This is a genomic window from Nocardiopsis sp. NPDC055551 (assembly GCF_053619415.1).
In genome coordinates, this window is record NZ_JBSHJJ010000002.1 from 167,153 (window position 1) to 187,241 (window position 20,089).

At 69.0% G+C, this 20,089-nt stretch carries 19 protein-coding genes; 13 read left to right on the top strand and 6 right to left on the bottom strand.

Features of this window, described 5'->3' with window-relative positions; translation table 11 throughout:
• The first annotated feature begins 83 nt into the window (after positions 1 to 83).
• On the top strand, positions 84 to 482 hold the full coding sequence (locus tag ACWGSK_RS04580) for a hypothetical protein (protein ID WP_358513613.1): 399 nt from the start codon (positions 84 to 86) through the stop codon (positions 480 to 482).
• A gap of 66 nt (positions 483 to 548) precedes the next feature.
• Here the strand turns inward: ACWGSK_RS04580 and ACWGSK_RS04585 are convergent, their stop codons facing one another.
• Positions 549 to 2,666, bottom strand: a complete 2,118-nt coding sequence (locus tag ACWGSK_RS04585) for a 5'-nucleotidase C-terminal domain-containing protein (protein ID WP_358513611.1) — start codon at positions 2,664 to 2,666, stop codon at positions 549 to 551.
• A 295-nt stretch (positions 2,667 to 2,961) separates the two neighbouring features.
• Here ACWGSK_RS04585 and ACWGSK_RS04590 point away from each other — a divergent pair, with 295 nt between their 5' ends.
• The 9 genes from ACWGSK_RS04590 (at position 2,962) to ACWGSK_RS04630 (ending at position 13,139) form a co-directional block, all read left to right on the top strand.
• Positions 2,962 to 3,513: a hypothetical protein gene (locus ACWGSK_RS04590; protein ID WP_452455234.1), complete on the top strand. Its 552-nt coding sequence runs from the start codon at positions 2,962 to 2,964 to the stop codon at positions 3,511 to 3,513.
• Positions 3,514 to 3,590: 77 nt separating this feature from the next.
• Complete coding sequence (locus ACWGSK_RS04595; RefSeq protein ID WP_358513607.1) at positions 3,591 to 4,664, top strand: hypothetical protein; 1,074 nt, start codon at positions 3,591 to 3,593, stop codon at positions 4,662 to 4,664.
• A gap of 122 nt (positions 4,665 to 4,786) precedes the next feature.
• A complete protein-coding gene (locus ACWGSK_RS04600; RefSeq protein WP_358513605.1) occupies positions 4,787 to 5,179 on the top strand; it encodes an MmcQ/YjbR family DNA-binding protein in 393 nt (130 codons plus the stop codon).
• A 56-nt stretch (positions 5,180 to 5,235) separates the two neighbouring features.
• On the top strand, positions 5,236 to 7,443 hold the full coding sequence (recD2, locus tag ACWGSK_RS04605; protein ID WP_358513637.1) for an SF1B family DNA helicase RecD2: 2,208 nt from the start codon (positions 5,236 to 5,238) through the stop codon (positions 7,441 to 7,443).
• Positions 7,444 to 7,745: 302 nt separating this feature from the next.
• Complete coding sequence (locus ACWGSK_RS04610) at positions 7,746 to 8,174, top strand: (deoxy)nucleoside triphosphate pyrophosphohydrolase (protein WP_358513603.1); 429 nt, start codon at positions 7,746 to 7,748, stop codon at positions 8,172 to 8,174.
• Between the two features lie 213 nt (positions 8,175 to 8,387).
• A complete protein-coding gene (typA, locus tag ACWGSK_RS04615; RefSeq protein WP_358513601.1) occupies positions 8,388 to 10,280 on the top strand; it encodes a translational GTPase TypA in 1,893 nt (630 codons plus the stop codon).
• A gap of 116 nt (positions 10,281 to 10,396) precedes the next feature.
• On the top strand, positions 10,397 to 11,062 hold the full coding sequence (locus tag ACWGSK_RS04620; protein WP_358513599.1) for a DUF6758 family protein: 666 nt from the start codon (positions 10,397 to 10,399) through the stop codon (positions 11,060 to 11,062).
• Positions 11,063 to 11,135: 73 nt separating this feature from the next.
• On the top strand, positions 11,136 to 12,011 hold the full coding sequence (locus tag ACWGSK_RS04625; RefSeq protein ID WP_452455235.1) for a PHP domain-containing protein: 876 nt from the start codon (positions 11,136 to 11,138) through the stop codon (positions 12,009 to 12,011).
• A 123-nt stretch (positions 12,012 to 12,134) separates the two neighbouring features.
• Positions 12,135 to 13,139 carry an MBL fold metallo-hydrolase gene (locus tag ACWGSK_RS04630; RefSeq protein ID WP_358513595.1) on the top strand — a complete coding sequence of 335 codons (1,005 nt, stop codon included), beginning with the start codon at positions 12,135 to 12,137 and terminating at the stop codon, positions 13,137 to 13,139.
• A 102-nt stretch (positions 13,140 to 13,241) separates the two neighbouring features.
• Here ACWGSK_RS04630 and ACWGSK_RS04635 read toward each other — a convergent pair whose 3' ends face one another.
• The 3 genes from ACWGSK_RS04635 to ACWGSK_RS04645 all read right to left on the bottom strand — a co-directional run bounded on the left by ACWGSK_RS04635 (position 13,242) and on the right by ACWGSK_RS04645 (position 16,201).
• Positions 13,242 to 14,150 (bottom strand): alpha/beta fold hydrolase, encoded by a 909-nt coding sequence (locus ACWGSK_RS04635; protein WP_358513593.1) that lies wholly within the window; start codon positions 14,148 to 14,150, stop codon positions 13,242 to 13,244.
• Positions 14,151 to 14,202: 52 nt separating this feature from the next.
• Complete coding sequence (locus ACWGSK_RS04640) at positions 14,203 to 15,756, bottom strand: DEAD/DEAH box helicase (RefSeq protein ID WP_452455236.1); 1,554 nt, start codon at positions 15,754 to 15,756, stop codon at positions 14,203 to 14,205.
• Between the two features lie 298 nt (positions 15,757 to 16,054).
• The gene (locus ACWGSK_RS04645; RefSeq protein ID WP_358513589.1) at positions 16,055 to 16,201 is read right to left on the bottom strand and encodes a hypothetical protein; all 147 of its coding nucleotides are present in this window, start codon (positions 16,199 to 16,201) and stop codon (positions 16,055 to 16,057) included.
• 157 nt (positions 16,202 to 16,358) lie between these two features.
• Between ACWGSK_RS04645 and ACWGSK_RS04650 the strand changes: the two genes are divergently transcribed.
• From ACWGSK_RS04650 to ACWGSK_RS04660, 3 genes are all read left to right on the top strand, one after another.
• Positions 16,359 to 17,042: a ferritin-like fold-containing protein gene (locus ACWGSK_RS04650; RefSeq protein ID WP_452455237.1), complete on the top strand. Its 684-nt coding sequence runs from the start codon at positions 16,359 to 16,361 to the stop codon at positions 17,040 to 17,042.
• 208 nt (positions 17,043 to 17,250) lie between these two features.
• A complete protein-coding gene (locus ACWGSK_RS04655) occupies positions 17,251 to 17,562 on the top strand; it encodes a DUF6401 family natural product biosynthesis protein (RefSeq protein ID WP_358513585.1) in 312 nt (103 codons plus the stop codon).
• 262 nt (positions 17,563 to 17,824) lie between these two features.
• On the top strand, positions 17,825 to 18,067 hold the full coding sequence (locus ACWGSK_RS04660; protein WP_358513583.1) for a hypothetical protein: 243 nt from the start codon (positions 17,825 to 17,827) through the stop codon (positions 18,065 to 18,067).
• Positions 18,068 to 18,224: 157 nt separating this feature from the next.
• Here the strand turns inward: ACWGSK_RS04660 and ACWGSK_RS04665 are convergent, their stop codons facing one another.
• Complete coding sequence (locus ACWGSK_RS04665; RefSeq protein ID WP_452455238.1) at positions 18,225 to 19,019, bottom strand: membrane protein; 795 nt, start codon at positions 19,017 to 19,019, stop codon at positions 18,225 to 18,227.
• Between the two features lie 385 nt (positions 19,020 to 19,404).
• Entirely contained in the window at positions 19,405 to 20,040 is a 636-nt protein-coding gene (locus tag ACWGSK_RS04670) for a TetR/AcrR family transcriptional regulator (RefSeq protein WP_358513579.1), read from the bottom strand.
• Between the last annotated feature and the right edge of the window lie 49 nt (positions 20,041 to 20,089).

Here is a 20,089-nt window from a genome sequence, read left to right on the forward strand (position 1 = left end):
TCTCGGGTCCCCGCGGATCGGGCCCCATCGGGTATATCCGCGCGGCCCCGGCGGTTCCGGGGCCGGGACACGAGGAGCGATCGATGGCACGGCGAACCACCTGGTGGCCGGGGCGGTCCGGAGCGGTGGCGTTGGGGCTGACCACGGCGCTCACCCTGGCGGCGGCCCCCGTCTCCGCGGCCCCCGGGCCCTCGGAGCTCGTGAACGACCACTCGCACCGCCACCACTACTCCACCTGGCGGGACGCGCACAGCTATCGGTCACCGGAGAACCGCTACCCGTCGGGCGGGCTGCTGTGGACCGGCCGACACGCCTTCTTCTGCCAGACCGAGGGACAGGCCCACTCCGACGGCGAGGGCGGCTACTCGACCTGGTGGGCGCTGACCGACGACCAGACCGGCAACCGGGACGTCTACGTCAGCGCCACCGCGTTCCGGGTCGCCGAGCCGTGGCGGCCCATCGAGGGCCTGCCCCGCTGCTGATGACGAGGTGCGGCCCCGCCCGGAACGCGTTCCGAGCGGGGCCGCACCTCGTCATGGCGGGGAGGGTCAGGCGTCGATCTCCCCGGCGTCGGGGGTCGTGGCGCGCTTACGGCTGAGGTAGAGCGCACCGCCGCCGGCGCCCACCGCCACCAACGCGGCGATGATCAGACCGGTCAGGGCGCCGCCGGTGAGCGGCAGGGATCCCTTGTCGTCCTTACGGTCGCCGTCGGCACCGCCACCGCCACCGCCGCCGTCAGGACCCTCGCTCGGGTCGTCGGACGGGCTGGGGGAGGGGGACGGTCCGGCGTCGTCACCGTCCTCGTCATCGCCGTCGTCACCACCGCCGTTTCCGGGCGGGGTGGTGGCCTCGTCGCCGACCACGATCCGGCCGGAGCCGCCCTCGGGGTAGTCCGCCTCGGTGATCTCACCGGCCAGGGTGTCGGACACGAACAGCTCCAGGGCGCCCTGGTAGGTGGAGCCCACCACGGTGAAGTCGGCGCCGCGGAACGGGTACATGTCGCCACCGCGGGCGGAGAAGTCGTTGGTGGCGATGGTGATGGGGTCGCCGTCGACGACCTCGCCGTCCTCGACGAGCACGGTTCCGTCGTGCAGGACCGCGTCGCGCACCCGTTCGCCCTCGCCCAGCACCTCACCGTCCTCGTTCACCTCCTGCGCGGGCTGCTCGGGGTCGTAGGCGAAGTTGACCCCGCCGACCTGCATGAATCCGCCGTTGGAAGCCGGGGCCGCGGACACCCCGTGCTCCAGCAACTCCTTGACCTGGGCGCGAGGCACGTCCGGCACCACCGCGACCTGGTTGGCGAACGGGGCGATGGAGTAGGTGTCCAACGCGCTGATCGTCCCGGCCGGGATCAGCGACGCGTTGCGAATTCCGCCGCCGTTCTGGATACCGATCTGCGGTTCGGGGACCCCGTACTCCTCGGCGTTACGGGCTCCGGTGTCCATGAGGGAGTCCGCCAGCAGGTTGCCGAGGTTGGTCTCCCGGGTGCGAACACCCGGGTCCTGGCGGCCTTCGAGAGCGACCTCGCTCTGGGCGACGTCGGTCTCGGCGAGCTCGTCGACGTACTCGGAGACGGGCTTGGTGACCTGGGCGTCGACCTCGGCGTCCGGCTCCACGGAACCGTCGACCACGACCGGACCGGAACGGTCGCCGAGGGAGACGATGTCGCCGTCGGCGTCGAAGTTGATGACCAAGCGGCCCACGTACTTGTGGTTGGAACCCGCGGTGACGATCGGGACCTCGGCGCCCTCGGGGTTCCGCGCGACCAGCGGGTAGGAGAGGGGCTCACCGGTACCGGGGTGGACGGTGACCTCGTCGTCCGGGACCAGCGCGTCGCCCTCGTTGGCCATCACCTCGTGACCGCCACCGGCGACGATGGCGTCGACGCCGGTCAGCTCCTGCGCGACCCGCTCCTCGAAGGTGATGTTCTGCAGGTGGGAGATCATGATGATCTTGTCGACGCCCTCGCCGGAGAGCCGGTCGACCTCGCTCTGGACCGGGTCGACGACCTCGTCGACCACCACGTCGCGCGAACTGGTGATGGTGGCCAGGTCCGGGTAGAGCGCCCCGACGATGCCCACCCGCTCGCCCTCGACGTCGACCACGGTGCTCGGCGTGATCCGGCCGGCGGCCTCGTGCGCGGCGAGCGCGGGCTCGGCGGACACGTCCACGTTCGCGGCCACCACGGGGGTCGACTCGGGCAGCCCATCGATGAAGTCCGCGTACAGGTCCGGGCCGAAGTCGAACTCGTGGTTGCCCATGGAGACCGCGTCGTACTCGGCGTGGGAGGCGGCGATCGCGTCGTAGAAGGGAGCACCGTCTTCCTGGGAGGCCGCGAACTCCGGGCCGGGAAGGTACATGTCACCGGAGTTGACGGTGACCACGCCGCGGTTGTCGGCCTCGCCGTCCTCGGCCTCCTCGCCGGCGCCCTCGCTCGTCCGTAGTTCTCGCAGGAGCGTGGTGAAGCGCGCGGCCCCGCCGTAATCGGGGTCGGCGGGGGCGTTCAGCAGAGCCGACTCGGGGTCGTTGCCGTGCAGGAGGGTGAGGGTGAAGGCCGCGTCATCGGTGGTGTCCATGGGCGCGGAGGCACTGGCGGCGGGCGCGAAGGGTGCCACCAGCGCGCCGGTCAGGAGCAGTGCGCCGGATGCGCGCACGAGTCTGGACATGGCTTGTGTGACTCCTTAGGGGGAATCGGCGGGGGCGGAGTTCGTTCACCATAAAGGGGACGAGGGTGTGCGGGCATGGACGCCGGGGTTACGATTTGCAGAACCTCCTGAGTTTCCGGAGGTTCTCGACATCGAGGGATCGCCCTGGGTCACCATGGGCGGCCTTCGGCCGCCCTGGGTGACGCGTTCCGATTTCGTTGGTCGGCTACCGCGACCTTGCTCGTGGCCCTCGGGGTGAGGCCCCTCTACCATGGAGGGGAAAGTCGATCCCGATCACTTCCCTCGGAGGGCGTCCGTGTTTTCCTCTGGCCAGGACCCGTACGACCCGAGGCAGGGCGGGGTCCCGCCGCAGCACGGGATGCCGGACTTCAACGCCCACTTCGCGGCGCTGAGTCCCGACGCCCCCATGCCGAGGAAGGTGACCACCACCCGAACTTTGATGTTCATCGGTGGTGTGTCCGGCCTGCTGCTGGCCCTGCTCTTCCTCATGGGTCTGGGAGCGCCGGAGGAGGCGATGAACGAGGCCCTCGACCAGCAGTCCGCGTACTTCGCGGCCGAGGGCGTCGAGATGAACATCGACGCGGCCATGATGCGTTCGATGATGGTCGTGATGGCGCTGATCACCGGACTCTACGGCGCGCTCTCGGTGCTGTTGGGCGCGCGTATGCGCCGCCGCACCGTCGGGGTCTACTGGGGCACCGTGCTCTTCCAGGGGCTGGCCGGGCTCACCCTGGGCTGGGGCCTGTTCCACGGGGAGTTCCTCATGCTGGTTCCGCTGGGCTTCACCGTCTGGATGCTGAGCAACATGCTCTCCAAGGAGGGGCGCGCCTACTTCGGTCTGCTCTGAGGTCGGCCACCGCACGGAGGCTCGTGCGGCCTGGTGGTAGGAATACGTTGACTACCAGGCCGTGAGGATCCCCCACCTTGAAGCTCGTGCTCTCCGATCACTCCACCATCGAAGTGACCCCCGCGATGGTCCGTTCGCTACGTGAGGCCACGCTCGTCCCGGGCACCGCGGACTCCTGGCTCCCCGGACCGGCCGCCCCCAGCACCGAGGCCGACCTCATCCGATGGGGTCTCCTCGTCAACGACTCCCGGGGCACGCCCGTCCTCACCGCGCGCGCCATGGACGTTCGGGAGCGGGTGGTGGACGGGTCGCCCGGAACGGAGGGTTCCGGTGGGGGCCGGGCCTCGATCGACCCCGAACTGGGCGTGGAGGGTGTGCGCCGTCTGGCATCGGCCCTGAACGGTGTGCCTCCCGATGGTGACGCGGGCTCCGATCCCTCGAACCAGAGCCCCTACCGCCCGCTGCTGCTGGTGCTGTACGCGCTGGGCTGGTGCGTGCTCCTGCGGATCGCGCTGCCCGGCATGTCCACTCTGCTCTCCGTCCTGGTCTGTGTCTTCGCGGTCCTCTCCGTGGGCGGCTCCGCCCTGTACACGCAACGACGGAACCAGGAGACGTCGGCGGAGGATCCGCGACGGATCGTCGCCGCGGCCCAAGGCGGTTACGTGGTCCCCGGGATGCTCGACGAACCGGCGGTCGCGCTCTTGGCGCGTGCCCAACGGGCGGTGGACACCGTGCTCGGTTCCCGCCTGAGCGACGAGGTGTTGCGCGACCCGATCCGGGACCGGGTGGTGCTCGGTGAGACCGAGTGGGCCCTGGCCACCGCCCTGCGCCGCCAGTCCGAGCTGCGAGGACGCATGGACGTGGCCCCCACAGCCGGTGGACGAGGACAGGAGGCCGCCGAACGCGCCGCGGACGCGCTCACCCGGGACGTCGCCCGGGTCGAGGAGCGGATCCGGCTGCTGGAACGCTACGCCGACCTGATCCGCGCGGCCGAGGCCGAGGAACGCGACCTTCGCGCGGCCAGGGAACTGGACGGCATCGCGGTGGAGGCGGTCGGCGCGCAGGCGGGCGATCCCGAACTCGAAGCCCTGGTGCGTGCCCAGGAGATGGCCATGCGCGTGGCCGAGCTCCCCGACCTCGACCGCGACTGAACCCGGGGGCCCACGGACTTCGGAGTGGCATCGGCCATCCACAGATCCCGGAACGGCGCTCCCGGCTGTCATCGGCTTCTGGCAGGCTCTAAGAGGATGCGACGGCGAGAGGGAAGGCGCGTATGACACCGGAACAATTCATCGACGCGGCCCTGTGGTTCCCGGAGACCGACGAGAGTGAACCCTTCGGCCCCGGCCCCCTCGTCTACAAGATCTCCGGGCAGAAGATGTTCGCTCTGCTCAACCCATCGGAGCCGGCGGTGGTCAACCTCAAGTGCGATCCGGAACTCGCCCTGGAGTTGCGTGCCGAGTTCTCGGCGGTCACCCCCGGTTGGCACATGAGCAAGCGACACTGGAACTCGGTGCGGCTGGACGGCGGTGTTCCCGACGACGAGTTCCTGGAGATGCTCGAACACTCCTACCGGCTGGTCGCCCGCGGTCTGCGCCGGCCCGACCGTGATCGGGTGCTCGCCGTCCTGGGCGATGAGTCGCCGACCATCGACACCCGCAACTGAGGAAGGAGGAGCGCCCGGTGTCCGAACCATCCCGGTCCACCTCCGGCGGACAGGCGGTGGTCCAGGGGGTCCTGGAACGCGTCACCTACGCCAACGAGGAGAACGGCTACACCGTCGCCAAGATCGACACCGGTCGGGGCGGTAACGATCTGCTCACCGTGGTCGGTTCCCTGCTCGGGGTCCAGCCGGGTGAGGCGCTGCGGCTGCGCGGCCGTTGGGGTTCCCATCCCCAGTACGGCCGCCAGTTCCACGTCGACGACTACACCACCGTGCTGCCCGCCACCGTTCAGGGCATCCGCCGCTACCTGGGTTCGGGGTTGATCAAGGGCATCGGCCCGAAGATGGCCGAACGCATCGTCGAGCACTTCGGTACCGACGCCCTCGACGTCATCGAGGAGGAACCGAAACGGCTCATCGAGGTGCCGGGCCTGGGCCCCAAGCGCACCAGGCTCATCGCCGACGCTTGGGAGGAACAGAAGGCCATCAAGGAGGTCATGGTCTTCCTGCAGGGCGTGAACGTCACCACCTCGCTCGCGGTGCGCATCTACAAGAAGTACGGGGACGCCTCCATCGAGGTGGTGCAGAAGGAGCCCTACCGATTGGCCTCCGACGTGTGGGGGATCGGCTTCAAGACCGCCGACACCATCGCCCAGGCCGTGGGCATCCCGCACGACAGCCCGGAACGGGTCATGGCCGGCATCCAGTTCACCCTGTCGGAATCGAGCAACGACGGGCACTGCTTCCTGCCGGAGGAACGACTCATCTCCGCCGCGGTGAAGATCCTCCAGGTGGAGACCGGACTGGTCATCGAGTGCGTGGCCCGGTTGGTGGCCGATGAGGGGGTGGCCCGCGAGACCGTGCCCGGCCCCGAGGGCGAACCCGTCCGCGCCGTCTACCTGCTGCCCTTCCACCGCGCCGAGATGGGTCTGGCCGCCGGGCTGCGCACGCTGTTGGCGGGCCCCGAGGAGCGCATGCCGGCCTTCACCGACGTGGACTGGCCGGTGGCGTTGGACTGGCTCGATCGGCGTACCGGCGCCTCCCTCGCGGAGGCCCAGCGCGAAGCGGTCAAGGAGGCGCTTTCGCGGAAGGTGTGCGTGCTCACCGGTGGCCCCGGCTGCGGCAAGTCCTTCACCGTCTCCTCCATCGTCACCATGGCGATGGCCAAGAACGCCAAGATCATCCTGGCCGCACCCACCGGGCGCGCGGCCAAGCGCCTCACCGAACTCACCGGACACGAGGCCGCCACCGTGCACCGTCTGTTGGAATTGCGCCCCGGTGGAGAGGCGGCGCACGACCGCGACAACCCCCTCGACTGCGACATGCTCGTGGTGGACGAGGCCTCGATGCTGGACCTCATCCTGGCGAACAAGCTGGTCAAAGCGGTCCCGCCCGGGGCACACCTGTTGTTCGTCGGCGACGTCGATCAGCTGCCCTCGGTCGGTGCCGGCCAGGTCCTGCGGGACCTGTTGGATGAGGGGTCGCCGATCCCCAACGTGCGCCTGACCCACGTGTTCCGCCAGGCACAGCAGTCCGGCGTGGTCACCAATGCGCACCGCGTCAACCAGGGCGAACCACCGCACTTCCAGGGGATGGACGACTTCTTCCTCTTCCCCTGTGAGGACGCCGACTCCGCCGCCGAGATGACCGTCGACGTGGTGGCGCGCCGCATCCCGCGCCGGTTCGGGCTCGACCCGCTCCGCGACGTGCAGGTCCTGGCCCCCATGAAGGGCGGACCGGCCGGCGCCACCAACCTCAACACCGCCCTGCAACAGGCGCTGACCCCTTCCGGGGACCGTGTGCCGGAACGTCGCTTCGGCGGCCGGATCTTCCGGGTCGGCGACAAGGTCACCCAGATCCGCAACAACTATGAGAAGGGGCGCAACGGCGTCTTCAACGGAACCCTCGGAGTGGTCGCCGGCCTGGACTCCGTCGCCCAGGAGATGACGGTGCGCACCGACGAGGACGAGGAGATCACCTACGACTTCGCCGAACTCGATGAGCTCGCGCACGCCTACGCCATCACCGTGCACCGCTCCCAGGGCAGCGAGTACCCGGCGGTGGTCGTCCCCGTCACCACCAGCGCGTGGATGATGTTGCAGCGCAACCTGCTCTACACCGGCATCACCCGCGCCAAGAGGCTGGTGGTGCTGGTGGGCTCCCGCCGGGCCCTGGCCCAAGCGGTCCGCAACGCCTCCTCCGGCCGTCGGCACACCGGGCTGGCCCATCGACTGCGTAGCGGTAACGGCACCGAATCGGTGTTCTGAACAACCCATTCCGTGTCGAAAGTCCGGTTCGGGACGTGAAAAGGACCAGAACATTCGCCGAAATCGCCCCACGGGGTGCTTCGGCTGCATAGGCTCTCGCACGGCCGACCCCGTCGAAGGGAACCCGTTCCCGTAGGTGGGCCGCCGGACCATCGCCCAGGCGGACGCTCTGTTCACTCCCCCCGGAGAGCGTCGCCGAACCGGGTGCCGGCCCTTGGGTGGGCCGGCACCCGGCCCGACGGCCGGTGGCGCCCGCGATGGACGGTCTCCGGTCGCATCACCGTCCCCTAGGCTGGGTCGATGTGCGAGACGAACTGATCGTGGTGGGCGCCGCCGTCATCCGTGACGGACGGGTCCTGGCGGCCCAGCGGGCCGCACCCGCCGCCACCCGTGGCCGTTGGGAGTTCCCCGGTGGCAAGACCGAACCGGGGGAGGACCCCGCCGAGGCGGTCGTTCGCGAGTGCCGGGAGGAACTCGACGTCACGATCCGGGCCGGCGACCGGATCGGCCCCGACGTCCCCCTCCAAGCGATCTCCGAACGCCTGGGCCGTCCCACGACACTGCGGCTGTTCAGGGCCGAACTCCTGGTGGGCGAACCCCGTCCCCTGGAGCACCTCGCACTGAAATGGGTCGATCCGTCGCGGCTACACGAACTCGACTGGTTGCCCGCCGACCGCCCCTTCCTGGATCCCCTCGGGAGGATCCTGGAAGCGGACTCACAACCCGCCTGACCTCCGTGCACGGCGCATGCGAATCGTCCCCGACAAGGCCCGGAACGTCGCCCGAAAGGGACTTTTCGACCCCCTTGAAGGGGCCTTCCCCGGTGACGAAGGTAACCGGTGCGACCTGTACGTTTCCCGCTCAGCCCACTATGACCGCATAAACTGGCGACGGGCCGTGGCACCCTGCGGTCTCTACCCAGTACAGGAAAAAGAGTCTCAAGCATGTCCAGTGCCACGCCCTTGGAGGGCTCCGCCCGCCGTACCGACCTGCGCAACGTGGCCATCGTGGCCCACGTCGACCACGGGAAGACGACCCTCGTCGACTCGATGCTCTGGCAAGCGGGAGTCTTCCGTGAGAACCAGGACGTCGACGCGCGGGTCATGGACTCCGACGACCTGGAGCGCGAGAAGGGCATCACCATTCTCGCGAAGAACACCGCGGTGCACTACACCACGCCCGAGGGCGAGGACGTGGTCATCAACATCATCGACACCCCCGGTCACGCCGACTTCGGCGGCGAGGTCGAGCGTGGTCTGTCGATGGTCGACGGTGTCGTCCTGCTCGTCGACGCCAGCGAGGGCCCCCTCCCGCAGACCCGCTTCGTGCTCCGCAAGGCCCTCCAGGCCAAGCTCCCCGTCATCCTCGTGATCAACAAGGTGGACCGGCCCGACAGCCGGATCGCCGAGGTCGTGGACGACACCTACGAGCTGTTCATGGACCTGGACGCCGACGAGTCGCAGATCGAGTTCCCGATCGTCTACACCTGCGCGCGTGATGGCAAGGCCTCCCTGGAGCGCCCGGCCAACGGCGGGATGCCCGACAACGACAGCATGGTGCCGCTGTTCAGCACCATCCTGGAGACCATCCCGGCCCCCGAGTACGTCCCGGGCGCACCGCTGCAGGCCCACGTCACCAACCTCGACGCCTCCCCGTTCCTGGGCCGTCTCGCCCTGGTCCGTGTCCAGCAGGGAGAACTCCGCAAGGGCCAGCAGGTCGCGTGGATCCGCACCGACGGCAGCGTCAAGCAGGTGAAGATCACCGAGCTGCTCATGACCGAGGGGCTGGAGCGCAAGCCCGCGGAGATGGCGGGCCCCGGTGACATCGCCGCCATCGCCGGTATCGACGAGATCATGATCGGTGAGACCCTCGCCGACCCGGAGAACCCGGTCGCGCTGCCGCTGATCCAGGTGGACGAGCCCGCCATCTCCATGACCATCGGCACCAACACCTCGCCGCTGGTCGGCAGGGTCAAGGGCGCCAAGGTCACCGCCCGCCTGGTCAAGGACCGTCTGGACAAGGAGCTCGTCGGCAACGTCTCCCTTCGGGTCCTGCCCACCGAGCGTCCCGACGCCTGGGAGGTGCAGGGTCGTGGTGAGCTCGCGCTGGCCATCCTGGTCGAGCAGATGCGTCGTGAGGGCTACGAGCTCACCGTCGGCAAGCCGCAGGTGGTCACCAAGAGCATCGACGGCAAGCTGCACGAGCCCGTCGAGCGTCTGACCGTGGACGCGCCCGAGGACTACATGGGCGCGATCACCCAGCTGCTCAGCGTCCGTAAGGGCCGTATGGAGAACATGGTCAACCACGGCACCGGCTGGGTGCGCATGGACTGGCTGGTGCCCTCCCGCGGCCTCATCGGCTTCCGCACCGAGTTCCTCACCGAGACCCGCGGCACCGGTATCGCCCACCACGTGTTCGACAAGTTCGAGCCGTGGTTCGGCGACCTGCGCACCCGCCCCAACGGTTCCCTGGTCGCCGACCGGGCCGGCGCGGCCGTCGCCTTCGCGATGTTCAACCTGCAGGAGCGCGGTGTCCTGTTCGTCGAGCCGACCACCGAGGTGTACGAGGGCATGATCGTCGGCGAGAACTCACGCGCCGACGACATGGACGTCAACATCACCAAGGAGAAGAAGCTCACCAACATGCGCTCGGCCACCGGTGACGAGCTGGTCAAGCTGGTGCCGCCGCGCAAGCTCTCCCTGGAGCAGGCGCTGGAGTTCTGCCGCGAGGACGAGTGCGTCGAGGTGACCCCCGAGCACGTGCGCATCCGCAAGGTGATCCTGGACCAGAAGGAGCGCGGTCGCATCACCGCCAACAAGAAGCGTCGCGACGGCTGAGGACCCCGGTCCCGGACATGGTTCCGTGACCTGGAGGCTTTATCGGGCGGGCGGGGCTCCTGTGCCCCGCCCGCCTCGCGTTTTCCACGAGTCCCACCCGGGTAGATGACCAGAACATGAAACCCGAGCCCTCGTGTCCACGATGCGGGCGCGGTGTGCAACCCCCGGGGTTGTGGACCAGCGCCTGGCAATGTGACGCCCACGGTCCGGTGGCGCCGCTCCAAGCGGTACGCCCCCCGGGCCCCGCCACGCTTGAGGCCGTCCTCCCGCAGGCCCAGGTTCCCGTGTGGATCCCATGGCCGTTGCCCGGAGGCTGGGTGGTCACCGGTTTCGCCGACGTCGGCGACGAACGCACCGGTGCGCTCGCCACCGCCGTGGCCATGTCCGGACCGAACCCGCTCGGCGGGATCGGCGAACTCGTCGTCGTCGCGGAGGATCCGGGTATCGGCCTGGGCGCCCGCCTGGCCGGGCTGGAGGGCGCCGACCCGGGCGTCGGCTTCGACAAGGGTCCGCCCGACGCCAAGGTGCGTTACGACGGCCACGAGATGGCGCTGTGGAACCTGGACGTGGGGCGCGATCGCGCGGCCTACGCCGGTGAGGCGCTCGCCCACTGGCTGTGGGTGGTGTTCGCCTCCGCCGACACCGGGATGCTCATGGGGGAGATCAGCGCCCTGCGCGACCTCCGGGACCTGTGGGACGGTGGCATCGCCTTCGAACCCCCGTTCGGGGCGCCGAGCCCGTTCCTGGAGCACATGCTCGCCCACCGGGACGCGTCGGCCTGACCGGGAAGGCACATCGACCCGGCCCGAGCGCGCGACCGGCGCGGTGACCGCGCGATTTACGTACAATCGCCCGGTGACACGTATCGACCTGCATTCACACAGCTCGGTGTCCGACGGCACCGATACCCCCGCCGAGGTCATCGCGTACGCGGTCGACGCCGGCCTGGACGTCCTCGCCCTGACCGACCACGACACGGTCGGTGGCCTTGAGGAAGCCGCACGGCATCTGCCCCCCGGGTTCACCCTGGTCCCCGGGATGGAACTGTCCTGCGCCTACCAGGGGTCCAGCGTCCACTTGGTCTGCTACCTCTTCGACCCGCGATCCCCGGGGCTGGCGGAGGAACTCCGCCGGGTACGCCACGACCGGGCCACCCGGGCCGAGGAGATGGTGGAGAAACTTCAGCGGAACGGCGTGGACGTGACCTGGGAGCGGGTGTTGGAGATCGCCGGCGCCGGGCACCCCGAACACGCCGACGCCAACACGATCGGCCGCCCGCACCTGGCCCGCGCGGTGGTGGAGGCGGGCGCGGCCAAGAACGTGCAGGACGCCTTCGATCGGTGGATCGGCTCCGGCGGTCCCGCCTACGTCTCCCGGTACGCGATCGATCCGGTCCGCGCGGTGCGACTGGTCCGTGAGGCGGGCGGGGTGTGTTCCCTGGCCCACCCGGCCCGGGCGGAGGGCGCCATGAACGGGTCGGTCCCGGTCGAGTTGGCCGAACGCATGGTGGCCGTCGGACTCGGTGGAGTCGAGGCCGATCACCCCGCGCACAACCGACCGCAGACCAAGGAGTGGCGGGGGATCGCCGCGGATCTGGGCATCGTGGTGACCGGGTCCAGCGACGACCACGGCGCTCTGACCGGACATCGGCTCGGCGCCAGGACCACGGCGCCGGAGGCGTTCGAGGAGCTCATCGCGCCGGCGACCGGGGCGCGGCTCCTGAAGGGCTGAGGAACCACCGGGCGGAACGGTCACCGCGCGCGTCGAGTTCGGTACGGTACGGACCACTGCGTGAGAGCGCGACAATGGTCACAGCGTTGAATCAGCACATATCTGGACGAAGGGTCTGACACCGTGTTCTGGAAGCGGAAGTCGAAGAAGCAGGAAGGCCAGGAGGCCACCGATTCCGCTGCGGAGGTCGCGGAGGACACCAAGGAGGAGACCGACGACGCGGTCGAGTCCGAGGGCAAGGGCGCGGAGAGCGAGACCGCGGCCGAGGAGTCCGCCTCCGAGAAGACGGAGGAGACCGAGGCGGCCGAGGAGGAGGGTGCGGAGGAGACCGAGTCCGACACCGAGTCCGACGTGGACGATGCGGAGAAGGACGACTCCGAGACGGATGAGTCCGATTCTGCCAAGGACTCCGACAAGGACTCCGACACGGCCGACGAGGCCGAGGAGAGCGACGTCTTCGCGGGCCCGGATGACGAGGAACAGCAGGTCGGGGTCACCGGCCCCGACGGTGAGGGCATCACCCGCGTGCGCACGGCCGGCGTCTTCGAGTTCGGCGACGAGAAGTTCGACGTCGTCAGCAACACCTGGATCGTCGAGGCCGACAAGGACGGCGTCATCGTCATCGACCCCGCCCACGACGCGGAGGCGATCCTGAAGGCCATCGGTGACCGCGAGGTCTACCTCGTGGCCTGCACCAACGGCTACAGCCCGCACATCGGCGCGGCCCTGGCCATCGCCGAGGAGACCGAGGCGGACATCGCCCTGCACCCCCGCGAGATGCGTGCCTGGCGCCGCGTCCACGGCGCGGAGCACCGCCCGGAGATCGAGGTGGAGGGCGGCGGCGCCCTGGACGTCGCGGACCTGCACATCGACGTCCTGCCCCTGCCCGGGACCTCACCCGGTTCCATCGGCTTCTACATCAGCGGGCTCGGCGTCGTGTTCGGTGGTGACACGCTTCGTGAGGGCGGTCCCGGCATGGTCGGCGACACCCACCTGGACTACACCACACAGCTCGCCACCATCGGTGAGAACCTGCTGACGCTGCCGCCGGAAACCCGGATCCTCCCGGACCGCGGTCCCGCCACCACCGTGGAGCGGGAGAACAAGAACTTCGACTCCTGGGTCTGATCCCGACCGTCGAAACGACACGTGCCGTCGCCCGCTCGGGCGACGGCACGTCGTGTTCGTGGGCCCGGTCCCCGACAGGAGGGGCACCCGGGCGGACGGGGGTCAGCGTCGGCCGACCGACTCGGTCTCGTTCCAGAAGGCGGTCAGCGCGCTCGCCGTGGTCTCTGGGGCCTCCACGTTGGGGGAGTGGCCCGCACCAGGGACCACGATGCGTCGGGCGTGGAGTCGTTCGGCCATGTCGTTCTGCTCGGAGGTGGGCCAGGCGTCGTCGTTCTCGCCGTAGACGACGAGTTTGGGCACGTCCACCTCGGCGAGCTCGGCCACGCGGTCGGGGGCGCTCAACAGGTCCTCGGCCATGCGTATGAGCCCCAGGGCGCTGCTGTACAGCAGGCGATCACGGAGGAAGTCGACCACTTCGGGCTTGGGGGAACGCGCACGTGCCTCGGCCTCGAACACCTCGTCCCACAGTTCGCGCAGGCGAGCGCTGGTGGGGTCCATCGACACCGCGGCGATGAGGTTGCGGGCTCGGACGGCGGCGGCGCCGCTCAGGGCGCCGGGACCGGAGCACAACAGGGTGAGGGAGGCCAAGGGGGAACCCTCGAACAAAGCCGTCTCACGGGACACCAGGCCGCCGAAGGAGTGCCCCACCAGATGTACGGGGCCGCCATCGCCGACCTGGTCCATGACCTCGGCGACCACCTCTCCCAGAGAGGAGAGACGGTAGTCGGGAAGCCTCACCCCGGGCGGAGGGGTGAGGGTCTCGGGGCCCGGCGACCGGTAGGTGCCGGGCAGATCGATCGCGACCACCTCCCGCCCGGCCTGCGCCAGGCTTTGGAGGAGGGCGATGAAATCCTCCTTGCTGCCGGTGAAACCGTGCACCAGGACAGCGGGGGCCAGTTCTGTGCCGCCGGAGGTGGGCAGAGCCCGGAGCGCGGACAGCGGACCATACGTCAGTCGTAGGTCCGTGCGCCGCACACCCGGCGGCAGATCAAGGAACTCAGGTGTACTCACGTCGGGTCACCCTAGACGATGCCGACGGCGTCACGGGCGGCCCCGACACACATCAGGTGTTCTCGGGGTCCCGAGCGGCGGCTCCACCGCGGGTACGGCGACGGCGACGGATCCGACGGGCACCGTCTCCCTCACCGGAACGCTCGGAGGCGCCGGAGGGGCGTTCGGCGGCCGCCGAGACGGTCGGCTTCTGCTCCGGAGCCGCACCGGCGACGGTCTCCCCGTTGCGGGTGCGCTTGCGGCCGCGGTTGCGTCCGCCACGGCGTCCGCCCTGCTCACCGCCACCGGTCTCGGTACGACCGGCGTCGCTACGACCACGGCCACGGCCACGAGCCTGGCGACCACCGCGGTCGCCACCGCGCGGCTGACCGGTGTCGCCGATGTCCTCGACCTCTTCGGCCTCCAGCCCGGCGTGTTCACCGCGCTTGTCGACGGCCAGCTTGCCCTTGGTCCCCTTGGGGATCCTCATGGCCTCGAAGAAGTGGGCGGAGGTGGAGTAGGTCTCCTCCGGCTCGTGGAAGTCCAGGTCGAGCGCGCCGTTGATGAGCTTCCAACGCGGCATCTCCTGCCAGTCCACGAACGTGACGGCGGTACCCGTGCGCCCGGCGCGGCCGGTGCGGCCGATGCGGTGCGTGTAGGTCTTCTCGTCGTCGGGCGTCTCGTAGTTGACCACGTGGGTCACGTCGTCGACGTCCAGACCACGGGCGGCCACGTCGGTGGCGACCAGGATGTTGATCTTGCCGTTGCGGAAGGCGCGCAGGGCGCGTTCGCGCTGACTCTGACCGAGGTCACCGTGGACGGCCGCGGCCGCGAAACCGCGCGACTTGAGGTCGCTCGCGACCCGGTCACAGGCCCTCTTGGTCTGGCAGAAGACCATGCTCTGCCCGTGGTCCTCGGCCTGCAGAAGACGCGCGAGCATCTCCGGCTTGTCCATCTGGTGGGTGCGGAACGCGTGCTGGGCGATCCGCTTGGTGATGGCGGAACCGTCGATCTCGTTGTCGTCCCCGGCACGCACGTGCGTGGGCTGCCGCAGGTAGTTGCGGGAGAGGGTGACGATCTCGCTCGGCATGGTGGCCGAGAAGAGCATGATCTGACGCTCGTCCGGGATCTTGGTGAGGATGCGCTCGATGTCGGGGAGGAAGCCCAGGTCGAGCATCTTGTCGGCCTCGTCCAGGACCACCGCGGCGACGGCGTCCAGCCGCAGGTGCTTCTGGTTCTCCAGGTCCAGCAGTCGACCGGGGGTGCCGACGACCACGTCGACGCCCTCCTTGAGGCCGTTGATCTGCGGCTCGTAGGAACGGCCACCGTAGACGGTGAGGATGCGGCCGCCACTGCGCTTGCTCGCGGTGGTCAGGTCCGCGGCGACCTGGATGGCCAGCTCGCGGGTGGGGACCACCACCAGGGCGCGTGGCCGCTTGCTGGTGCCCGGGTTCTCCTGGGCCCTCTGCAGAAGGGGAAGGCCGAAGGCCAGCGTCTTGCCGGTACCGGTACGCGCCTGCCCGATGATGTCGCTGCCGTTCAGCGCGATGGGCAGGGCCAGTTCCTGGATCGGAAAGGGTTCGACGATGCCCTCGGCTTCGAGGGCGTCGGCGAGCTCGGTACTCACACCGAGATCGCGGAATGTCGTCGCGGGTGTAGCGGGTGTCGTTGTCTCGTCTGTGCTGCTCAGGGCTCTGGCCTCCATCTAGGCGGGCCGCAGCGTCGTTCGTGGCCGCGGCGGGGTGCGGTCGCGGACGGCTTTCTACCGCCGCGGAGGGCGCGGCTCATCGGGTTCCCGCATCTCTGGGGGAGCCGCGGTGGCGCTGCCGACTGGACCCGCGCGGCCCGGGACGTGCCCCGGCCGCGATATCCATCCGCTGGTTTGTCGTGTGCGGTGCGTCGCTGGGCGCTTGGCCATCGCTCCCTCACGCCGCACTGGTCGTGAGGACACGTCGTGTGTGTCCGGCGCCCGCGCTCGGGGCGCTCGCCTCCGCGGCGCCGGAGAGGTACCCGCGGGAAGGCCCGCGGTCGGGGGCGCGGCAGGCGGCGCGAAGATCACGCGCGCTGGTCATCACACAGAGTCTAGCTGTTGGCTCGCCCGGTGGACATAGCAGTTCACCGTGGCCGTGGACGGCCGAGACCGTACCCGCTCCTGGCGAGTGCAACCGTGTTCCGGCGGCGTTTAGTCCCCGGTCGGCACCCCGAGCGTGTGCCGATACCCTGACGACCATGACCAAAGGCCCTTCCGCCGACCCCGGCGTGATCGATCTCCTCGGACTTCTCGCCTACGCCGAGCTCGGCTCCTTCTTTCGTCTCGCGGCAGACGCGGGCCTGGCCCCGTCGCTGCGGACCAAGGGGGACCTCGCCGGTCTGGCCGCCGATGAACAGCGGCACTACCGGTTGCTGCGAGACCGCCTGGAGGAGCTCGGGGTCGACCCCGAGGAGGCCATGGCCCCGTTCGTGAAGCCGCTGGACGCCTGGCACGAGCGAACCGAACCGCAGAGCTGGTTGGAGAGCCTGGTCAAGGCGTACGTCGGCGACGGGATCGCCGGCGACTTCTATCTCAAGGTCGCCGAGCTCGCCGACCCCGCGACGCGGGAGCTGGTCGAGGACGTGCTCGCCGAGACCGGTCGGGCCGAGTTCATCGCCGAGCAGGTCCGCGCGGCGCTGGAGCTGGACCCCAAGTTGGCCGGTCGGTTGTCCCTGTGGGCCCGCAGGCTCGTGGGGGAGGCACTGAGCCAGGCGCAGACCGTGGCGGTGGAGCGGCCCGATCTCGCCGCCCTGGTGACCCGCGACGTCGAGGTCGCGGAGGACGGTTCCGGGCTGAGCGACCTCGCCGCGGTGAGTCGGATGTTCGCCACGCTCACCGAAGGGCACTCCAAGCGCTTGTCCGCGATGGGGCTGGGCCGGTAATCCCTCGCAGAACCGGCATCCGTCGACCGACCGCGTCGATGGATGCCGGTTTTGTCGTTCAATCGGGACTTGACCCTGCCTTGGTGGTACTTGGGCCCACTTGGTCAAGGGCGGGTAATTTCCAACACATTCATTACGATCCATTGGCGGGAAGCACATATAGTCGAGGAGGTTTCCCGTCTCCTGACCACCGCGAGTAGGTACTTCCATGCCCCGTGGGACCTCCGTGCGCCACCCGCTGGCCGGACTCACCCTTGACTTTCACCGCCTCGGCCCGCTCCAGGGCCCACTCGAACCCTGGATGTGCGCTGAGCTGGATCAGCATGCCGCACAGGTGTGCGAAGGCATTGTCTCCGGAGGTGCCGAACTCAACGCCGGCACACTCGGAACGTACCTGCACGGCTTCCTCGATGGTTGCCTCGAACGCGGCTGGGACTCCGACGACGCCGGCTATGACTGGGAGACTCTCCGAATTCTCGCGATCTGCCGCTTGGCCAAGGAGCGTGGTTTCGTCCGCTAGGTTGGTCCTATCGCAGGCGGTGTGATCTTCGACGCGGGCTTCTCGCGGCAGGCACCCTTGCCGGTTTCCCGGCGAAATGCCGAGACCGGGCGTAGGCTGAAATGTGACGGTGGCCCCAAGAGACCGTTCATGGACGGCGCGTCCAACAGGAACCAGAGCCCTGCGGAACGCAACGTGGGATCTGTGGTGTCAAGGGCCCGGTCGCGGGCCCGAACACCGTAACTGGCGGAGCGGCCTGAGCGGTCGCGAGAAAGGAATGCGAATGAGGAGCGGTCGACATGGGGCGGCGCGCCCACCCGTCGGCGTCCTGATCCAGCAGGATCGCGTCGACTTCGCGCTTTTCGTACTGATCTTCGTCGTCTCGCTCGTGTCGATGGTATTCACGGGGCCGGGGAGCATCGTCTTCTGGCTGGCTTTCCTCCCGATGATCGCCACCGTCGTTCTGGGTTTTCGACGCATCGAGCACCTCTCCCGGATGGAGCTGGACGACTCCGAATTCATGTGAGCCGAGCCGTCGAATGATCTGGACGGCGACGATCACCCCCCGCGGGGAGCAGCACCGCGACACACGACGAGGGCGAGGCCACCCGGCCCCGCCCTCTTTCATGTCCTCCCGAGCCCTCCTCGGGCCCACGTCCGACGGATCGTGCGCGGCCTCGCGGTTACGGGGTGGACTCGCCGCTCTTGCCGCGCCGCCCGGACAGGCTCGTGGTCTCCTCCTTGGTCTCGGTCGCCGTGGTGGAACCGGGACGGCTCATCGCCGCGTCCCTGCCGGCCTTGTAGCTGCTCTCCTCGTTCAGCCTGCCGGTCTCGCGCTCGGCGACGTCCAGCCAGCGCGCCCAGCGCGCCTGCATCGGCTGGATGAGGCCACCACCGACACCGACGATGAGGATGCCGCCGACGGTCGCCAGCACCGCGATCAGTACCGGCATGGTGACGGCCACGGCCACGCCCATCTGGTTCAGCGCGGCGATCACACCGAGGGCCAGGATGGCCACGGCGGCGATGTTGGCGAGTACGCGGCCGTAGGACAGGCCGCTCAGGGCGTTACTGATGACATCCTTGACGGCCTTGGCGATCATGCCGGCCACCACGACGATGACCAGCGCGACGATGCCGTGCGGAATCCACGCGATCACATCGTTGAGGAGCGTGCTGACCGGGTTCGAACCGAAGACGTTGAACGCGAGCGTCAGCACGAACAGCAGTCCGACGTAGTAGATGATCTTTCCGCACAGCTCGCTTCCGGTCCAACGGCTGCGCTCGAAGTACTGACCCACACCGCCACGGTGCAAGGCCCGGTCCAGCCCGACGCTGTGGAGGCCCTTGGCGACCCCCCTGCCCACGAACCAGGCGATGATCCAGCCCAGAACGAGGATCACCAGGAATCCCAGCAGCAGCGGTACGAAACTCACTACGGCCGCCAAGGCGTCCATCAGACCCTGACCGATGTCCATACGTCTTCACCCCCGAATCGCTGGTACCGCTCGATCGACCGGTGGCCGGGGCCGAGCGGATACGGCGAAGAGAAGCGCGGTACTTCTCAGTTCCGCGATACCCGGCGACGGGAGATCGAATCTTTTGTCGAAGATTCCCCGTGGTGATTGCCCGGGCTTTGCAAGGAATTTGTAAAACCCTGAAGAAATCGGTTTCGTGAGACGAGACGACACCCGTTTGCGGTGCCGACCGCACACCATTCTGGCGGGATTTCGAGGTGAATCCGAAGAATGAGAGAGGGATGGAAGGGATGGTCCGCGAAGGTGCGGACGGAAAAAGCCCCCGGACACTCGAAGTGTCCGGGGGCCGACCTCGTGGTCGTGGGCCGCGGTCGGGCCGTCGCCGTCAGTCGTCCTCATCGGAACGGTTCAGGTCCCAGCCGCTGATCCCGCGCCAGGCCAACCTGGCCACCAGCTGCTCGGCGGCGTCCTTCGGTACCGAACCGTGGTTGTTCAGCCAGTACCTGGCGCTGGTCTCGGCCATGCCGACCAGGGCGATGCTCAACAGGTGCGCCTCCTCGTCGGAGATGCTCGTGTCCTGCCGGATCACCTCACCGATCAGCTCGGCGCAGCGCTGGAACGTGTGCTCGCTCTTCTCCCGTACCGCGGGGAGGTTGCGCAGGTCGGACTCGAAGACCAGTCGGAAGGCCTCGCCGTCCCCCGCGACGAAGTCGAAGTAGGCCTGGAAGCTGGCCGTGACCCGTTGCCGGTTGTCGTGGGTGCTCTCCAGCGCCTCACGCTGTTTCTCGACCAGTACCTCGGAGTGTTCCTCCAAAAGGGCCAGGTAGAGTTCCAGCTTCCCCGGGAAGTGCTGGTACAGGACGGGTTTGCTGACACCCGCGCGGTCCGCGATCTCGTCCATCGCCGCCGCGTGGTATCCACGGGCGACGAAGATCTCCTGCGCTGCGGACAGGAGTTGACGTCGGCGCCTGACCCGGGGCAAGCGGGTGCCCCGGGCGCGTGCGTCTGAAGGAGCTGTCACACCCACACCCTCCGAACTCGGCATGGCAGATGCGCGCCATTCACTCGGC

Excerpts from the sequence above, each read along its gene's own strand:
- ACWGSK_RS04580 (WP_358513613.1), top strand. The coding sequence starts at position 84 with ATGGCACGGCGAACCACCTGGTGGCCGGGGCGGTCCGGAGCGGTGGCG.
- ACWGSK_RS04585 (WP_358513611.1), bottom strand. The coding sequence starts at position 2,666 with ATGTCCAGACTCGTGCGCGCATCCGGCGCACTGCTCCTGACCGGCGCG.
- ACWGSK_RS04600 (WP_358513605.1), top strand. The coding sequence starts at position 4,787 with ATGACACCGGAACAATTCATCGACGCGGCCCTGTGGTTCCCGGAGACC.
- typA (WP_358513601.1), top strand. The coding sequence starts at position 8,388 with ATGTCCAGTGCCACGCCCTTGGAGGGCTCCGCCCGCCGTACCGACCTG.
- ACWGSK_RS04620 (WP_358513599.1), top strand. The coding sequence starts at position 10,397 with ATGAAACCCGAGCCCTCGTGTCCACGATGCGGGCGCGGTGTGCAACCC.
- ACWGSK_RS04645 (WP_358513589.1), bottom strand. The coding sequence starts at position 16,201 with ATGACCAGCGCGCGTGATCTTCGCGCCGCCTGCCGCGCCCCCGACCGC.
- ACWGSK_RS04650 (WP_452455237.1), top strand. The coding sequence starts at position 16,359 with ATGACCAAAGGCCCTTCCGCCGACCCCGGCGTGATCGATCTCCTCGGA.
- ACWGSK_RS04655 (WP_358513585.1), top strand. The coding sequence starts at position 17,251 with ATGCCCCGTGGGACCTCCGTGCGCCACCCGCTGGCCGGACTCACCCTT.
- ACWGSK_RS04660 (WP_358513583.1), top strand. The coding sequence starts at position 17,825 with ATGAGGAGCGGTCGACATGGGGCGGCGCGCCCACCCGTCGGCGTCCTG.
- ACWGSK_RS04665 (WP_452455238.1), bottom strand. The coding sequence starts at position 19,019 with ATGGACATCGGTCAGGGTCTGATGGACGCCTTGGCGGCCGTAGTGAGT.